The 15,475-nt window shown below is 43.1% G+C and carries 13 protein-coding genes and 1 pseudogene; 1 reads left to right on the forward strand and 13 read right to left on the reverse strand.

Features of this window, described 5'->3' with window-relative positions:
* Positions 1 to 58: 58 nt before the first annotated feature.
* The 13 genes and pseudogenes from BM528_RS07320 to BM528_RS07375 form a co-directional block, all read right to left on the reverse strand.
* Entirely contained in the window at positions 59 to 454 is a 396-nt protein-coding gene (locus BM528_RS07320; protein WP_071979324.1) for an MAPEG family protein, read from the reverse strand.
* A gap of 217 nt (positions 455 to 671) precedes the next feature.
* Positions 672 to 1,316 (reverse strand): adenylate kinase, encoded by a 645-nt coding sequence (gene adk / locus BM528_RS07325; protein ID WP_071979325.1) that lies wholly within the window; start codon positions 1,314 to 1,316, stop codon positions 672 to 674.
* A gap of 284 nt (positions 1,317 to 1,600) precedes the next feature.
* Positions 1,601 to 3,523 (reverse strand): molecular chaperone HtpG, encoded by a 1,923-nt coding sequence (htpG, locus tag BM528_RS07330; protein ID WP_071979326.1) that lies wholly within the window; start codon positions 3,521 to 3,523, stop codon positions 1,601 to 1,603.
* 106 nt (positions 3,524 to 3,629) lie between these two features.
* Entirely contained in the window at positions 3,630 to 4,229 is a 600-nt protein-coding gene (recR, locus tag BM528_RS07335; RefSeq protein ID WP_071979327.1) for a recombination mediator RecR, read from the reverse strand.
* A gap of 7 nt (positions 4,230 to 4,236) precedes the next feature.
* A pseudogene (locus tag BM528_RS07340) lies at positions 4,237 to 5,164 on the reverse strand (hypothetical protein).
* A 183-nt stretch (positions 5,165 to 5,347) separates the two neighbouring features.
* Positions 5,348 to 5,491, reverse strand: coding sequence for a hypothetical protein (locus tag BM528_RS18475; RefSeq protein ID WP_156844038.1), 144 nt, complete (start codon positions 5,489 to 5,491; stop codon positions 5,348 to 5,350).
* A 107-nt stretch (positions 5,492 to 5,598) separates the two neighbouring features.
* The gene (locus BM528_RS07345) at positions 5,599 to 5,925 is read right to left on the reverse strand and encodes a YbaB/EbfC family nucleoid-associated protein (RefSeq protein ID WP_071979328.1); all 327 of its coding nucleotides are present in this window, start codon (positions 5,923 to 5,925) and stop codon (positions 5,599 to 5,601) included.
* A 38-nt stretch (positions 5,926 to 5,963) separates the two neighbouring features.
* Positions 5,964 to 8,933, reverse strand: a complete 2,970-nt coding sequence (gene dnaX / locus BM528_RS07350; protein ID WP_071979329.1) for a DNA polymerase III subunit gamma/tau — start codon at positions 8,931 to 8,933, stop codon at positions 5,964 to 5,966.
* A gap of 60 nt (positions 8,934 to 8,993) precedes the next feature.
* Positions 8,994 to 9,530 carry an adenine phosphoribosyltransferase gene (apt, locus tag BM528_RS07355; RefSeq protein WP_071979330.1) on the reverse strand — a complete coding sequence of 179 codons (537 nt, stop codon included), beginning with the start codon at positions 9,528 to 9,530 and terminating at the stop codon, positions 8,994 to 8,996.
* Between the two features lie 347 nt (positions 9,531 to 9,877).
* Entirely contained in the window at positions 9,878 to 10,639 is a 762-nt protein-coding gene (locus tag BM528_RS07360) for an HvfC family RiPP maturation protein (protein ID WP_071979331.1), read from the reverse strand.
* Positions 10,636 to 11,487 carry an HvfB family MNIO-type RiPP peptide maturase gene (locus BM528_RS07365; RefSeq protein WP_100972495.1) on the reverse strand — a complete coding sequence of 284 codons (852 nt, stop codon included), beginning with the start codon at positions 11,485 to 11,487 and terminating at the stop codon, positions 10,636 to 10,638. The genes BM528_RS07360 and BM528_RS07365 overlap by 4 nt, the downstream gene beginning before the upstream one ends.
* A gap of 77 nt (positions 11,488 to 11,564) precedes the next feature.
* The gene (locus BM528_RS07370; protein ID WP_071979333.1) at positions 11,565 to 12,023 is read right to left on the reverse strand and encodes an HvfA family oxazolone/thioamide-modified RiPP metallophore; all 459 of its coding nucleotides are present in this window, start codon (positions 12,021 to 12,023) and stop codon (positions 11,565 to 11,567) included.
* Between the two features lie 224 nt (positions 12,024 to 12,247).
* Positions 12,248 to 12,979 (reverse strand): hypothetical protein, encoded by a 732-nt coding sequence (locus tag BM528_RS07375; protein ID WP_071979334.1) that lies wholly within the window; start codon positions 12,977 to 12,979, stop codon positions 12,248 to 12,250.
* Positions 12,980 to 13,984: 1,005 nt separating this feature from the next.
* Here BM528_RS07375 and betB point away from each other — a divergent pair.
* A complete protein-coding gene (gene betB, locus BM528_RS07385) occupies positions 13,985 to 15,451 on the forward strand; it encodes a betaine-aldehyde dehydrogenase (protein WP_071979335.1) in 1,467 nt (488 codons plus the stop codon).
* Positions 15,452 to 15,475: the final 24 nt, after the last annotated feature.

Consider the following 15,475-nt stretch of genomic DNA (forward strand, 5'->3'; position numbering starts at 1 on the left):
AACGTAAAAAAGCCCGCTTGCGGGCTTTTTTTTAGCGCTTTTCTAGGGCTTTTAAACGCTACATTCCGAAATGGATGAGCGCTAAATTACCAACGGCGGTCACTAGCATTGCTAGGAAGGTAAGGATCATACCTGTAAAACGCTGCCAGCTAACGCCTGAGTGTCTTCCCAGTCCGTAAGCATGCAGTACCCTACCAAACAAAATAGCGCTTCCTAATGCATGTACAGCCCACCCTTGACCGGTATTCGCTTCAAAACAAGCGATCATGATGAGGGTAATAGGAACATATTCGCTAAAGTTACCATGAGCTCGGGATAAACGCCCTAAATCTTCATGGCCACCGTCGCCTAAACTTACGTTGTGTCGACGTCTAGCTCCGATAACAAGAAACGATAAATACAGATAACATATACCGAGTAAACTGGCGTAAAAGGCTGTGATTGGTAAAACCATCTCAACTCCACTCTTTATAATTATTTTTACGAATACTGACGCTAAGGTAGCATAGGAATTTTAGCAACGTATAGCTGTTTATTAAGCATTTCTTAGGGGTGAGAAACCCTACTCAACTCGAAATGCTATCAAGCACGTACTCTGAATACGCAGGCTGTTAAAAGACGCGTATGAAAAAGGCCGCGTTGTGCGGCCTTCCTCAATTTTTAATCACTAACTAGCTTAAGCGCTCTTCAAGTTCTGCACTTACCACATCTACCGGACGGTTGCCGTCTAGCTTGTGGTACTCACAATTACCTGCTTTCGCCTCTGCTGAGTAATAGTTAACCAACGGTTTTGTTTGTTCGTGGTAAATAGCAAGACGCTTACGAACTGTTTCTTCTTTGTCGTCTTCACGAACAATTAAATCTTCGCCAGTTGCGTCATCTTTACCTTCCACTTTAGGTGGATTGTATACAACGTGGTAAACCCTACCCGATGCTGGATGCACTCTGCGTCCACCCATTCGCTCAACAATAACATCGTCAGCAACGTCAAACTCGATGCAGTGGTCAACCTTTACACCTGCTTCTTTCATTGCATCTGCTTGCGGAATTGTGCGAGGAAAGCCATCTAGTAGAAAGCCGTCTTTGCAATCGTCCATTGCAATGCGCTCTTTCACCAAGCCGATAATAATATCGTCAGAAACCAGCTTACCTTCATCCATCACCTGCTTAGCTTTCAAACCAAGTTCGGTACCAGCTTTTATCGCTGCGCGAAGCATATCGCCTGTAGAGATTTGTGGAATACCGTATTTGCCCATTAGGAACTGAGCTTGTGTGCCCTTACCCGCGCCAGGAGCGCCGAGAAGAATGATTCGCATGAGTGCGTTCTCCGCTTATGATTTTTAAAATTTTTACTTCGGGCACTTTACACATTCAGCACAATAGTGACAAGTATAAGCAGTACCCTGAGGCTAATCTTACGACTAATGGCGAATATACGCTCAGCTTATAGTCAATTAATGACCAGAACATAAGCCGTGCGCAGCCACAAAGGCTGAGAAATATAGCACATTATTTCGCACGAGCTTTACCGAGGTAGTGACAAACACAAAAAAACGGGCGTAAAGCCCGTTTTTAACTGTAAACCTAAGTTTATATCGACTTATTTCGCCAGCTTCATCAGCAGCGCGTTCAAGTTCTGAACAAACGTAGACGGGTCTTTTAGACTACCTTGTTCAGATAGCGCGGCTTGGTCGAACAACACGCCTACCCACTCATTGAACAGTTCTTCGTCTTGCGTATCTGCTAACTTCTTCACTAAGCTATGCTCTGGGTTAAGCTCAAAGTGATACTTAACGTCTGGAACATTTTGACCAGCAGCTTGCATTAGCTTCATCATCTGCGTTGTCATGCCGTTATCGTCGGCAACAATACACGCCGGAGAGTCAGTTAAACGATGTGTAAACTTAACATCGACAACTTTGTCACCTAATGCCGCTTTTGCACGTTCTAACACGTCTTTAATTTCGTTCTCTGCTTCTTCTTGCGCTTTCTTAGACTCTTCATCTTCCAAGTCGCCTAAGTCAAGGTCGCCTTTCGCAATTGAAACAAACTGCTTTTCGTTGAACTCAGTTAGGTGAGACATTAACCACTCGTCAATGCGCTCGCCCATTAGCAATACCTCAATGCCTTTCTTGCGGAATATCTCAAGATGCGGGCTAGTTTTTGCTGCCTGAAGGCTGTCTGCAGTCACGTAGTAAATCTTGTCTTGACCTTCTTTCATACGCTCAATGTAATCGGCAAGCGATACTGTTTGCGCGTCTGAGTCGCCATGAGTCGATGAGAAGCGAAGTAAACCGGCAATTTTCTCGCGATTACTGAAATCTTCCGCAGGCCCCTCTTTAAGTGCGTTACCAAATTCATTCCAGAATGCTTGGTATTTCTCAGCATCGTTCTTCGCCATCTTTTCAAGCATCTGAAGTACGCGCTTAGTACAACCCTGACGCAACGCCTGAGTGACTTTGTTGTCTTGCAGGATCTCACGAGAAACGTTAAGCGGTAGGTCATTACTATCTAACAGACCTTTTACGAAGCGAAGATAGGTTGGCATGAACTGCTCGGCGTCATCCATAATGAATACGCGCTGCACATAAAGCTTCAAGCCGTGATTCTGCTCGCGATTCCACATATCAAACGGTGCTTTTGAAGGTATATATAGCAAACTGGTGTACTCAGTTTTACCTTCAACTTTGTTGTGTACCCAAGATAGTGGGTCGGCAAAGTCGTGTGAAATGTGCTTATAAAACTCTTTATATTCGTCTTCAGTAATCTCTGACTTTTCGCGAGTCCATAGGGCTGTCGCCTTGTTGACAACTTCCCACTCACCTGGCTGAGCTTCAATTTTTTCGCCGTCAGGACCTTCGCTTTCAGGTACTTCGTCTTTCCACATTTGAACAGGAATGCTGATATGGTCAGAGTACTTACTAACAATTGAACGCAAACGCCAAGTATCCGCGAACTCTTTCTCATCTTCACGTAAATGCAGAGTAATTTCTGTACCGCGAGATGGCTTATTAATTTCTGCAATAGTGAATTCACCTTCACCATCAGAAATCCACTCAACACCTGTTGAGGCATCTGCACCAGCAGCACGCGAGCGTACGGTTACTTTATCAGCTACGATGAACGCAGAGTAAAAACCAACACCGAACTGGCCGATTAATTGAGAATCTTTCGCGTTATCACCAGACAGCTTGCTAAAGAAGTCTTTTGTGCCCGACTTAGCGATTGTACCTAGATTAGCAATCACTTCATCTCGGGTCATACCAATACCGTTATCGGTAATGGTTATCGTATTTGCTTCGCTGTCTACGCTAAGCTTTACGTTTAAGTCGCCATCGTTTTCATAGAGACTATCATTTTCCAATGCGCGAAAACGCAGCTTATCAGCGGCGTCAGCGGCATTCGACACTAGCTCGCGTAAGAAGATCTCTTTGTTTGAATACAAAGAATGAATCATCAGATGTAGAAGCTGTTTTACTTCCGTCTGAAAACCGTGGGTTTCTTTATGGGCTGCTTCAGCCATAATCCAGTATCTCCTCGTTGAATGGATCACGTTACTGATAGACAGGTAAGGACGCGGGGCGTGTTTTTCAACTACAAGAGCAAAAATTTATTGTGAATTTATCTCACTAAAGTTTACGGCGCCCGGAAAAAGCATGGGTAAGCGTATTATTATCGATATATTCCAGCTCGCCGCCAACAGGTACTCCATGAGCGATACGAGACGCTTCTATATCATTAGCGCTGCAAAGTTGGGCAATATAATGTGCCGTGGCCTCCCCTTCTACGGTAGGGTTGGTAGCTAAAATCACTTCCGAAATTCCGCCCTTGGAAAAGCGCTCTTCTAACTCGTTGAGACCAATTTCTTCCGGACCTACGCCGTCAATGGGTGAGAGATGCCCCATTAAAACGAAGTACTGGCCTTTGAAGCTCAGTGTCTGCTCGATAGCTAACACATCTTGGGGGCTCTCTACCACGCATAGCAGGCCACTCGCTTCACGCTCAGGATGACGGCATATGTCACATAGTTCGTCTTCTGTGAACGTTCTACAGCGCTTACAATGATGAATGTGCTCCATAGCGTTATGCAAAACATCACTTAACTCTACTGCGCCTTTGCGATTTCGCTCCAACAAATGAAATGCCATTCGCTGCGCGCTTTTATTACCAACGCCAGGTAAGCACGTTAGGGCCTGAATTAACTCTGCAAGTAACGGACTAAACTTCATAATGAGACTACTTCGCTGTTGTTTTTCTATCTTTTTGTTGAGCGTATTTAATCACGTTACGCTTCACTTGGTCGAGTTTAACTTCGTAAACGTTTCCACCTACCAGCCCTTTAAATTCCTCGTCGGTGAATACCAAGGTATTGTCGTCGTAAAATGTTACGGCTTCTTTTTGCGTAACGATACCTAGGTCAATACGAGACACATCACCGCTAAAAAACTTATCGCCCTCAAAATTTTCAAACAGCCACAGACTTGTAGAGTCTAGTAACACCAATTTTTTCCTATTGGGACTAATGGCGGCTGAGGTTATCCAACACAGTTTTTCTAGCGTTGTACATGTTTTAAACTCACCAATGAATTCGGCGTTAAAATTAGCGGCATGGTCACCCACTTTATAAAGTTTGGTGATCCCATCAAATGGCTTCGTTCTGTTCTTGGTGAAAAGATAAAGATTACGTTTATATTCTACGAATGCTTCTAAATCGTAATTTTTATCTTCAGGCTTTATTTCCCCATCCCCCATTTGAGGGTAAGTAAACTTGATAATTTCAGCTTCTGTGGTGTCTGTTTTTATATCAATGGGATTTTCAATCTTGTAAATTGTTAACCAGCGTCTGTCATTATTGTTGTTCCCAAAATCCCCAAGGAAAAAATGGCCAAACTGATTTTGCGTCATGTCTTCCCAGTCGACATTTTTCGCATTGGATACCGTAACTTCACGGGCAATTGAACCATCTTTATTCAACATATAAAGAATAGGCCCATCGCCGCTGTCGTTAATTGCCCAAAGGCGCTGTTTTTTTATCAAACTCGATACCCGATATCTCCCTTAGCTTCGGGTCGAAGGTGACTGTTTTCATGCTGAATAAGGAATAGATACTAAAAACCGTCAAAACGAAAGCAATAGCAATAAGAATGAGAGTGGAGGTGACCAAACCTTTTCTGATCAATACGGGTTCCTTTTTATCTAGAGACAGTACTGCAAGTTAAATAGTGATTATACATGGCTTCGAAATAGGCGCTATTTTAGTAAATTGACAGCGTAAAAGCTGAGAAAGTCAGCTTTATAACGGCTTTTAATGGGAGAATGCAAAATTGGCAATAATAAACTTGCAGGTTTAATTCACCACGTAAATAAGCGTTCTGTAAAACCAATAGCTGCCATGGTCATTCATGTAAAGTGTGGGCGTCATTAGTTCGATAATTCCCAACGTTTTATCTTTTTCAATATCTATGAATGAGTTCCCTACTAAACAACTCATTAATACAACATCAATGAGTATCCGTGACAGCTATAAACACAAAAGCCTCGGAGTGTTCCAAGGCTTTTGAATGAACTATCGAATTATAGAAACGGAGTGTCTACAATTTAGAATGGTAATTTCATACCTGGTGGAAGCGACATGCCACCCGTAACTTCTGCCATTTTTTCCTTGCTTGTTTCTTGTACTCTGCGCACGGCATCGTTGAATGCAGCAGCAACAAGATCTTCAATCATGTCTTTGTCGTCGTCCATTAGCGACTCATCAATATCCACACGACGAACGTTATGGTTACATGTCATAGTAACTTTCACCATACCGGCACCGGCTTCACCGGTAACTTCCAGCTTAGCCAGATCATCTTGCACTTTTTGCATGCGATCTTGCATTTGCTGCGCCTGTTTCATCATGTTGCCCATACCACCTTTAAACATATCGTTTTCTCACTTTATCTTGGTATTAAGTTTATCTGCTATCGAGCTTTAACCGAATCGGTTACTACTGAGGCGTCGAACGTCGACAGCAGCGCTTGAATTTTTTCGTCGGTTTGTACAACCGAATGTGCATGCGCTTGACGCATGGCCTGAATATTTTGCTGCAATGAAAATGGCGTAATTTCTGGCTCGCCTAGCGAAATATCAATTGTTACGTTTTCGCCTAATCCATGGTGCAAGGCATCCAGTAACTGCTGTTTTGCGCTGTCATTCAGTAAATGCGACTGACTGTTGTCAATTTCAAGTGATACCTGGCTCCCGTTTCGAGAAAAAGAGGCGTGAAGGAATAACTGCTTCAATAGCCCCGCAATAGGCATTTGCTCTACTAAGTTGCTCCATTGATCAATCTGGCTAGCATGGACAAGTTTACTTCCATCCTCCAAATACGCACTTAAACCGTTATATTCAGAAGCAGTCAATACTGGCCTACTGCTATTCTGTGTAACTTCCTGTGCTTCATTAGGCTCATTTTGCTGTGCGCCATTGATCTCGCTCTGCTGAACCTGGTTAATCTCGCTCTGCTGTGCTTTGTTACGTTCGCTCTGCTCTGGCTCGGCAAAGCCTCCAACTTCGCGGCTTGGCTCTTGAAAAGCCCCGCTGTCCGGCTCTAATGTTTCCCAAGGAGGCAAATCTTGCGATGCGATTTGCTTCTGTGCGCGAGAAGTTGAAGCAGGCTCTTCATTAGCAAATGGCATATCGTTGTCAAATTCAGCGTCAAGGAAGTCGTCATCTTGCTGCTGAGGAGCAGCTACGACATGACTATTTGGAAGCCCAGCTTCCTGTGTTAGCCCCTGCTCAAGATTTGACCGCTTTTGGGTGAAATGTTCTGAAATAGGCTGCTCTTGCAAGGCTTGGGCAGAATTGGACAGCGCTGAGATTGGCTCTGAGATAGGCTTTGCGGAACTTGCTGCAACAGAGTCGCTCTTTTCAAACCTCGAGCGCAGTGTATTTGACATACGCTGCTCGGCCATTGTGGCCTCACTGCCTGCTGCAGATTGCGCTTTTTCGTTCTCTTTATCTTGGGCTTTTCGCTGTTTAAGTTTCTGCCTAAGCGCAAGCATATCTGCTGTTGCACTTAACTGTTCTTCAGGGGATGGAGCCTTGTTCTCGCTCTGAGGTGCAAACTCACCTTCTACAGCTCCAGGATAGTGTTCGCTTCCATTCTGAAAGTCATTATCTGAAACTGGATAAAAATCGTCGCTTTCTGAGGGCGGAACGTCATCCATGTAAGCATCAAGAGGCGGTTCATCATTGCTATAAGATGCTAAAGGCAATGAAGAATCTGGCGTGCTTGTATCGTTCGTCTCCTGTGCATTTTGTAATTCAGACTCTTGCGTGGTTGAGTACTGTTGCAAAGGCTGGGTAGGTGAAGCAGGTTCTGACGTTTCGTGAAGCTGTTGCTTAGCCTCGGGCAGTGCTTCTGGCAGTTGCTCTGAATATACTTCAGCATGATTTTCGGCTTGGCCTTCTGTATGACTTTCGGCATGACCTTCTGCGTGATCTTCTGCATGACCTTGTGCATGGCCTTCTGCGTGATCTTCTGCATGGCCTTCTTCTAACGAAGACGCGTCATCATCAACATTTTGTTGTATTTGTGACGTTTGTTCTTCCCGAGCATTAGCGTGTAAATGGGTGTTAGTTGATTGCTCAAGCTCACGCTCTGAAGTATTGACGGTTTCAGACTGATGAATATTTGTTGAAGTTGCAAGAGCGTCGCTTTCTGGCGCTTGCTCTTGCTTACCTACGTTTCCCGGATCACCAGTCTCTCTTTGATGGTGTCCCTCAACCTCTCGGTGAGAACTTACAGGTAATTCATTTTCACTAGCGCCGCTTTCTATTAACTCTTCACCACCAGTAGGAGGAGGAGCGGGAGCAAATGACATCATTCTCATTAATGTCATTTCAAATGCGCTTCTACCGTCGGCTGCGAAAGGTAAATCCTTTCGTCCCTGAAGTGCAATTTGATAGAGCAACTGCACTTGCTCTGCAGGAATCGTTTTCGCTAATTGGAAAATTGCTTTTGCCGAGGTAGTTTCTAGCTTACACGCCTCTGGAACCCACTGAGTAAGAGCTACCTGGTGCAATATGCTGGCAAGTTCACTATGTACATTGTCATAGTCTGGCGCTTGCTCTGCAATGTCGTTAACCAGGTTCATGACGTCACTGGGTGACTTATTCACTACTGCATGAACAACCTTTAACAGCTGATTTTTATCCATCAGCCCAAGCATGTCTGTTACCACCGAGGCAATAACCTGATTACCACCTTGCGCAATTGCTTGGTCGGTTAAGCTTAATGCATCTCGCATACTGCCCTGTGCCGCGCGCGCCAGAAGCGATAAAGCTTGAGGTTCAAAGCTTAAACTCTCTTGTTCCAGAATATGGGAAAGCTGACCGACAATTTGCTCTCTAGACATTGCCTTAAGATTAAATTGAAGACAACGGGACAAAATAGTAATGGGTAATTTTTGCGGATCAGTAGTTGCCAGCAAGAATTTCACATGTGGCGGAGGCTCTTCGAGCGTTTTCAAAAGCGCATTAAAACTGTGCTTAGAAAGCATGTGTACTTCATCTATGAGGTACACTTTGTATCTGCCGCGCGTGGGCTTGTACTGAACGTTGTCTAAAAGCTCACGGGTGTCTTCTACTTTGGTTCTTGATGCCGCATCAATCTCGAGTAAGTCAACATAGTTACCGTGTTCTATCTCTTTGCAAGTATCACATTGACCACATGGGTTAGCCCCCTGTCCTTCCTCGCAATTCAGGCTTTTAGAGAAAATACGCGCTATGGTAGTTTTACCCACACCTCGAGTGCCCGTAAAGAGGTAAGCGTGATGCAAACGGTCATTATCTAGGGCATTTGAAATGGCTGAAACAACATGTTCCTGACCCACAAGTTCACCGAACTTACCGGGACGCCATTTTCTTGCTAATACCTGATAACTCATCGCTGTACTCTTTGCCTCATCACGCCTCATCACGCCTCATTGTGCTCTTCTGAATGACTGTTACTCGCCTTCAAATTCGCAAATTGAATAACTTTCAATGTTTAAGTCAGCCAGTTTCTCGCAACCACCTAAATCTGGCAGATTGATAACAAACCCTGCGTGATTTATTTCTCCGCCCAGAGAGCGAATAAGTTTTGCAGACGCAGCAATTGTGCCGCCAGTGGCTAAGAGATCGTCAACAAGAAGCACTTTATCACCAGGGACAATCGCATCTCGGTGGATCTCAAGAGTGTCTGTGCCGTACTCAAGCTCGTAGCTTTCACTCACCACTTCTCGAGGTAACTTGTTGGGTTTTCGAACAGGTATAAAACCAATTCCCATCTCAATTGCCAATGGCGCACCGAACAAAAAGCCCCGTGCTTCAGTGCCGGCGATTTTAGTAAACCCCATGCCCTGATATTTCTCAACTAGCAACGAAATGCAATTGCTGAACGCTTTGTGATCTTCCAAAACGCTAGTTACATCTCTAAATAAAATACCTGGCTTTGGATAGTCAGGAACGGTTTTCACTACTGATTTTATATATTCTGCAGTCACGATTATGCCTTGTATGTCTGCTTTATAACCAGAACGTGAACCAACCGGCGATGATATGCATCAACGGTAAAGCGAGTAAAGTTACTAAAGAACCTAAAAAATACCACTTGTTGTAGACTTCTTTGAAATCTTCATTGTTAGCCATTGCACTACCTAAACAATATTTGTGAACAAAAAAATGGTGGTAAATGTTAATCGAAAGCTCGCATGATTGACAGCGCTAATGTGGTTAAACGGTCACTTTAACAACAGTTGAATAGTAAAGTTTTAAATAATATAAAATTTTGACATTCAATTACCCTCACGGGGTTTATGGAGGGGCGTTTAACAAACGTATCTGTAAATACTTATACAGCTATTAGTATTCCTTTTTTAAGCATATCGATAACAGTTTGCTGCGCTCCCTGAATTAGAGCATGTTGTGGTATGTGAGGCACGTTCTCACTTACTTTTTGAGCTAATGAGTCAAGCCTAAGCCCTTGCTCTTCAAATTCTAGTGTGTGGACTAACAACGCAGTTACTGCATTGAGATGGGCGAAGTGAACATGGTGTTGAGCATCTCTATAGACAACATAATATTCTGGCTCTGGTGAGGGAGCCGTTGGCAAAAAGTCAGTGCCAATTAAGTGAACTGGAAACGAATAAGAGACTAGCGTTGCAAGTGGAGATACTCTTACCTTTTCTACGCTATCGTCCTGTTTATAAAAGTGCACCTCTTCGCTATTTTTTCGCGTTTGTACATCTAGTTCCAGCCATTCATAATGCGCTAACTCTGCCGAAAATTCGGGCAAGTCTAAGGCCAGGGCTGGATTAATGGACAAATACTCGACGAACTCTTTACTGATTTCATTGAAATAAGGAGAACGACATTCATGCTCACTAAAAAACTGCCTAACGACGAGCTGCCATCCTTCTATTCCATGAAGGTCGACAATTATTGATTTAAGAACTGGAAACGCACTGCTAACAAAACTATCAATGTTGCTGAAAAATAGGGCTTGATAAACCCCCACTCTTCTCGCCTCTTCATCATTTTTTGGCGTGAAGGTTTTCGGATTTTTGATAGCGTGCACGAACTCGTACTGAGTTTGCTCAAAAGATTTTTTCACAAAGCAATACCAGAAGTTGTAGCATCTCTCACAGAGATGCTTTGCGCCTGAATATCTTTTATCTTGCGAACTTCATTTAACAGTGTCGCCATTGCTGGAATATTAAAGTCTCGTTCCAGTAAAGTAGGATAAACGCCATGTGTACTATAGGCAAAGCGCAGTAGATCCCAGACTGGTTCTATTACATCAGCACCGTGTGTATCAACTTTTAAATCAACTGCTTCATCAAAGTGCCCAGCAATGTGGCCATAAACAATTTTGTGAGATGGAAGACCTGCAATAAACTCTCTAGCGCAATAGCCGTGATTAATACTATTAACATACACATTATTCACATCGAGAAGCATTGAGCAGCCAGATTCTAAAAGTATGGCATTGGTGAATTCAAGCTCTGACATTTCTTGCCCAGGCGCTATGTAATAAGAAACATTCTCTAACACCAGAGGCCTTTCAAGAATATCCTGCACTTGTTTGATACGTGAGACTACATGGCAAACTGCTTCTTCAGTAAAAGGAATAGGCATAAGATCGTACATATGACCTTGACCTGAACAGTAACTCAAATGTTCGCTATAAAGGGCAATATTATGTGAATCTAAAAACTGTCTGATCGTTTTAATGAACTCAACGTCGAGTTTGTCACTACTTCCAATGGAGAGCGAAAGACCATGGCTACTAAATGCAGCCTGTGTTGAAGCTTGCTTGAACTGTTCTTGATAAAGGCCACCAAGCGGTATCCAATTTTCAGGGGCCACTTCCCAAAAATCCACCTCACTGGGCATTTCTGGTAATATTTCACTTAGCATTTCTCGCCTGAAACCTAGTCCAGCACCTGTAATTTTATTCACTATTATCTCCGGGGGTTAAGACAAAAATGGCCATCAATAGACGGCCATCTTGCGTAGACAAATAGTTATTAAGTTAGTTACATGCTTCCGCACTTACCCTCACCACACTTACCTTCTTTGGCAGCCTTATCGCCGCCACATTTACCTTCTTTAGCAGCTTTATTACCGCCGCATTTGCCTTCTTTTGCAGCCTTATGGCCGCCGCACTTGCCTTCTTTGGCTGCTTTATCGCCGCCGCATTTTCCTTCTTTGGCTGCTTTATCGCCGCCGCATTTGCCTTCTTTGGCTGCTTTATCGCCGCCGCATTTGCCTTCTTTGGCTGCTTTATCGCCGCCGCATTTACCTTCCTTTGCAGCCTTATCACCGCCGCACTTGCCTTCACCACACTTACCTTCGGCGGCAAATTGGCTGTATCCAGACTCTAAAGACTGAATTGCGAAAGGATTAGACTCCGCCATAGCTACACTTGATGTTAAAGAGCCGATAACTACCGCTCCTAAGGCTGTTGCTACTGATGACTTTTTAATTTGTTTCATTGTTATTTCCTCAAAGTTCCACATCGCGTTGTAGACACACTGCACACGTTCAAAGTATTAGACCTGAAAAAGTAAAATATTATTTCACTTACTATTAACTTTTAAGCATTCTACTGTCAGCTTACTCTCGCATGCTACTAAAATATATTAACAAGTGCTCTTCAGGACGCAGATAGATAGTTCAACTCAACTGAGCTTGATACCTCACATGAAACATTGCGTCTTTAGTTTTTTGTATACTCAAGTATTGTGCTCTCGTTAAAAGACCGACTAAATTCTGTCAGCTTATTATAGAGGTCTTTCTTGTGAGGGCTATTTAGAGACACGGCGAAAAAAGTTGGGATATTTCTTTTTAGCGTTATTAACGCAGTATCACTGTCGGTTTTTCGGTCGCCCAAGAAATGATAAAACGGTCTTTCATAAGTAATCAAGTTAGCAGTTCTATCAAATAAAAATAATCTTATAGAGTCTATACTCGACGGCATATCGAAAAATACATATCCCTGCTCTTCTAGGCGGTTACGTTCACCAATGTAATCGTATCCTCTAATACCAGCTATGGACTTCTCATCTAATCGTGTGGTGTTAGCAAGTCTGATTAATGTTAAGAAAGTAACCGGCTTTTCAATAAACATAGCGTTGTCATCAAGTGCCGCTGTGCCTTTGACGTTAACGGTAAGATCGATCTCTCCCTTACGAACTCTTTCATATAATCTAGCAGGGGGTATACATTCGATCTTCATGTCATAGCCTAACTGCTTTAGAAGCACATCAGACATCTCTACAACTTCACCAGAACATTTCCCGGTCTCGTTGTCCTTTATGACAAGCGGAGGAAAAACTACGATCCCAAGAGTCACTGACTTTACGTTTTTATTCACATCACCCTCACCCTTAACTATGGGTGAAAACAACACAATAAAAAATATTACAAAGTAGATAAGAGAACTGCTCATAGTTCGCATTAAAAAGCCACACACTAAAACTAGTTATTAGTAGTAGTGTATATAACATTTATTTAATAAAAGACACATCCCAACTAATTTATTAATGTACCAACAGGTATCAAAAACTTTACGACAAACTGCCCCGAAACAAACGGGGTCAGGTCCGAATTAACACACTTGCCTGTTAGGAAGTAGACTCTAGTGTGGGCTAGCATCACTTTAAATGTCTAAGGAAAGTATCTCTAGGCTGTGAAGGAGTGCTTAATGTGGTTCTGACCCCGTTAATTTTTTAACCTCTCTTATGCATACCATTTTTAGAATCGATAAAGAGGGTCAGATCCGCATTAGCACACTTACCTGTTAGGAGGTAGGCTCTAGCTTGGGCTAGCATCACTTTAAATCTCTAAGGAAAGTATCGCTAGGCTGTGAAGGAGTGCTTAATGTGGATCTGACCCCGTTTATGATTTTTGGGATGCTAGAAAGCAAAAAACCCGCCGTTAGGGAACACTACCTGGGTTGGTTCAGGTTTATGGATAATCCAGAAAACCTTAACGAAAACAGGCTCTTTTCGATTCAACAACAGTTAATCCGAACATAGCCGTCGTCTTAATTAAAGTCCCTCAATAAATCACTTCAATTAAACACTTTCTAAACCATTAGAGCACTTTTTAATATTTCTGGGTTTATATAAACAAAACATTAGGTTAGCACCACCAAATCCATCGAGATGGGGCCTTAAAACCAGTAACCACCTATCTTCAAGTTGAAACAATAGTTAGAACACTATAAAATTTATTTTTATTGAACAGTCAATTAAAATAAATAACACAGTATTGAAAGCAATAAATATGGGGTTCGTAGCCACGAGCACCCAGCAATAGAGCGGCAATATGTGAATATTTTTTGAAGGGGCAATGTGTTTAACACTAATGATTTTACTCATAGGTTTTGAACCACATACCCATAATTTAGTTGGCTCGTTATTTAGCCCGTTTTAAAAGTAGGAGTTTATGCATGTCATTACCAACTTATCAGAATTTCATTCATGGCAAGCCGTTGGCAAACAAAAGCAAAGAAACCTTTGCCGTTACGAACCCCGCTACCGATGAAGTGATTTATCACGTCGAAGTTGCTGATGATTTTATCCAACAAGAAGCAATTAAAAGTGCAAAAGAAGGCTTCGTGTTATGGTCATCAATGATGCCAATTGAAAGAACGCGAGTTCTGAACAAGGCGGTTGCACTGCTTCGAGAACGTAATGATGAACTGGCAAAAGTTGAAGTGCTCGACACCGGTAAGCCAATTCAAGAAGCCGATTGTGTTGATGTGGAAACAGGCGCTGACGTTATTGAATATTATGCTGGGCTTGCTCCTACTCAATTAGGCACTCAACAACCCGTTGGTGAAGACTTTTTCTACACACGTAAAGAAGCCTTAGGTATTTGTGCCGGCATTGGCGCCTGGAACTACCCCCTACAAATAGCGTGCTGGAAGTCGGGCCCTGCTCTTGCTGCTGGAAATGCCTTTATTTTTAAACCCTCTGAAGAAACGCCTATGGGTGCACTCAAACTTGCAGAGATATTTATTGAAGCAGGCGTGCCGGCTGGCGTCTTTAACGTTGTTCAAGGTGCCGCGGAAGTTGGTCAATGGCTTACGTCTTGCCCTGATATTGAAAAAGTATCGTTTACTGGCGAAGTAGGCACAGGCAAAAAAGTAATGCAAAGTGCCGCAGCGTCAAACCTTAAAGACGTCACAATGGAACTGGGTGGAAAATCTCCATTACTTGTATTTGATGATGCCGATATTAGCCAGGCAGTAAGTGCCGCCATGTTGGGCAACTTCTACACTCAAGGCGAAGTTTGCACTAACTGTACTCGCGTTTTTGTTCAGCGCTCGGTATACCAAGCATTTATTGACGAGCTGAAAACCCGAACTGAAAACAACATTGTTATGGGTGACCCACTCGATCCTAATGTGAATTTAGGTGCACTTATTTCTAAAAAGCATCAAGAGCTGGTGCTTAACTACATAGCCAAAGGCAAAGAAGAAGGCGCTACATTAATCACCGGCGGTAACGCGGCATCGCCACAGTCTGCTCCTAATGGCTACTTTGTAGAGCCTACTATATTCACCGACTGCACCGATGATATGACTATAGTAAAAGAGGAAATCTTTGGCCCTGTGATGAGCGTGCTAGTTTTTGATGACGAAGACGAAGTTATCGCTCGCGCTAATAACACCGAACTTGGTTTAGCTGCAGGTGTGTTCAGTAAAGATATTCAACGTGCTCACCGCGTTATACATCAAATTCAGGCAGGTATCTGCTGGATTAATTCATACGGTAACTCTCCTGCTGAAATGCCTGTAGGTGGTTACAAACAGTCTGGCATAGGGCGTGAAAACGGCGTCGAATCTCTCAATAGCTATACCCAAACAAAATCGATTTATGTGGGTATGAGCAGCATCGAGAGCCCGTTTTAAGACACACGTTTAAACGCAAACCTT

Source organism: Alteromonas sp. RW2A1, assembly GCF_001886475.1.
In the GTDB taxonomy this organism is placed as follows: Bacteria; Pseudomonadota; Gammaproteobacteria; order Enterobacterales; family Alteromonadaceae; genus Alteromonas; species Alteromonas hispanica.

Coding starts and splice junctions, on each gene's coding strand:
- BM528_RS07320 (WP_071979324.1), bottom strand. CDS start 454: ATGGTTTTACCAATCACAGCCTTTTACGCCAGTTTACTCGGTATATGT.
- recR (WP_071979327.1), bottom strand. CDS start 4,229: ATGAAGTTTAGTCCGTTACTTGCAGAGTTAATTCAGGCCCTAACGTGC.
- dnaX (WP_071979329.1), bottom strand. CDS start 8,933: ATGAGTTATCAGGTATTAGCAAGAAAATGGCGTCCCGGTAAGTTCGGT.
- htpG (WP_071979326.1), bottom strand. CDS start 3,523: ATGGCTGAAGCAGCCCATAAAGAAACCCACGGTTTTCAGACGGAAGTA.
- BM528_RS07370 (WP_071979333.1), bottom strand. CDS start 12,023: ATGAAACAAATTAAAAAGTCATCAGTAGCAACAGCCTTAGGAGCGGTA.
- BM528_RS07345 (WP_071979328.1), bottom strand. CDS start 5,925: ATGTTTAAAGGTGGTATGGGCAACATGATGAAACAGGCGCAGCAAATG.
- adk (WP_071979325.1), bottom strand. CDS start 1,316: ATGCGAATCATTCTTCTCGGCGCTCCTGGCGCGGGTAAGGGCACACAA.
- BM528_RS18475 (WP_156844038.1), bottom strand. CDS start 5,491: ATGAGTTGTTTAGTAGGGAACTCATTCATAGATATTGAAAAAGATAAA.
- BM528_RS07375 (WP_071979334.1), bottom strand. CDS start 12,979: ATGAGCAGTTCTCTTATCTACTTTGTAATATTTTTTATTGTGTTGTTT.
- betB (WP_071979335.1), top strand. CDS start 13,985: ATGTCATTACCAACTTATCAGAATTTCATTCATGGCAAGCCGTTGGCA.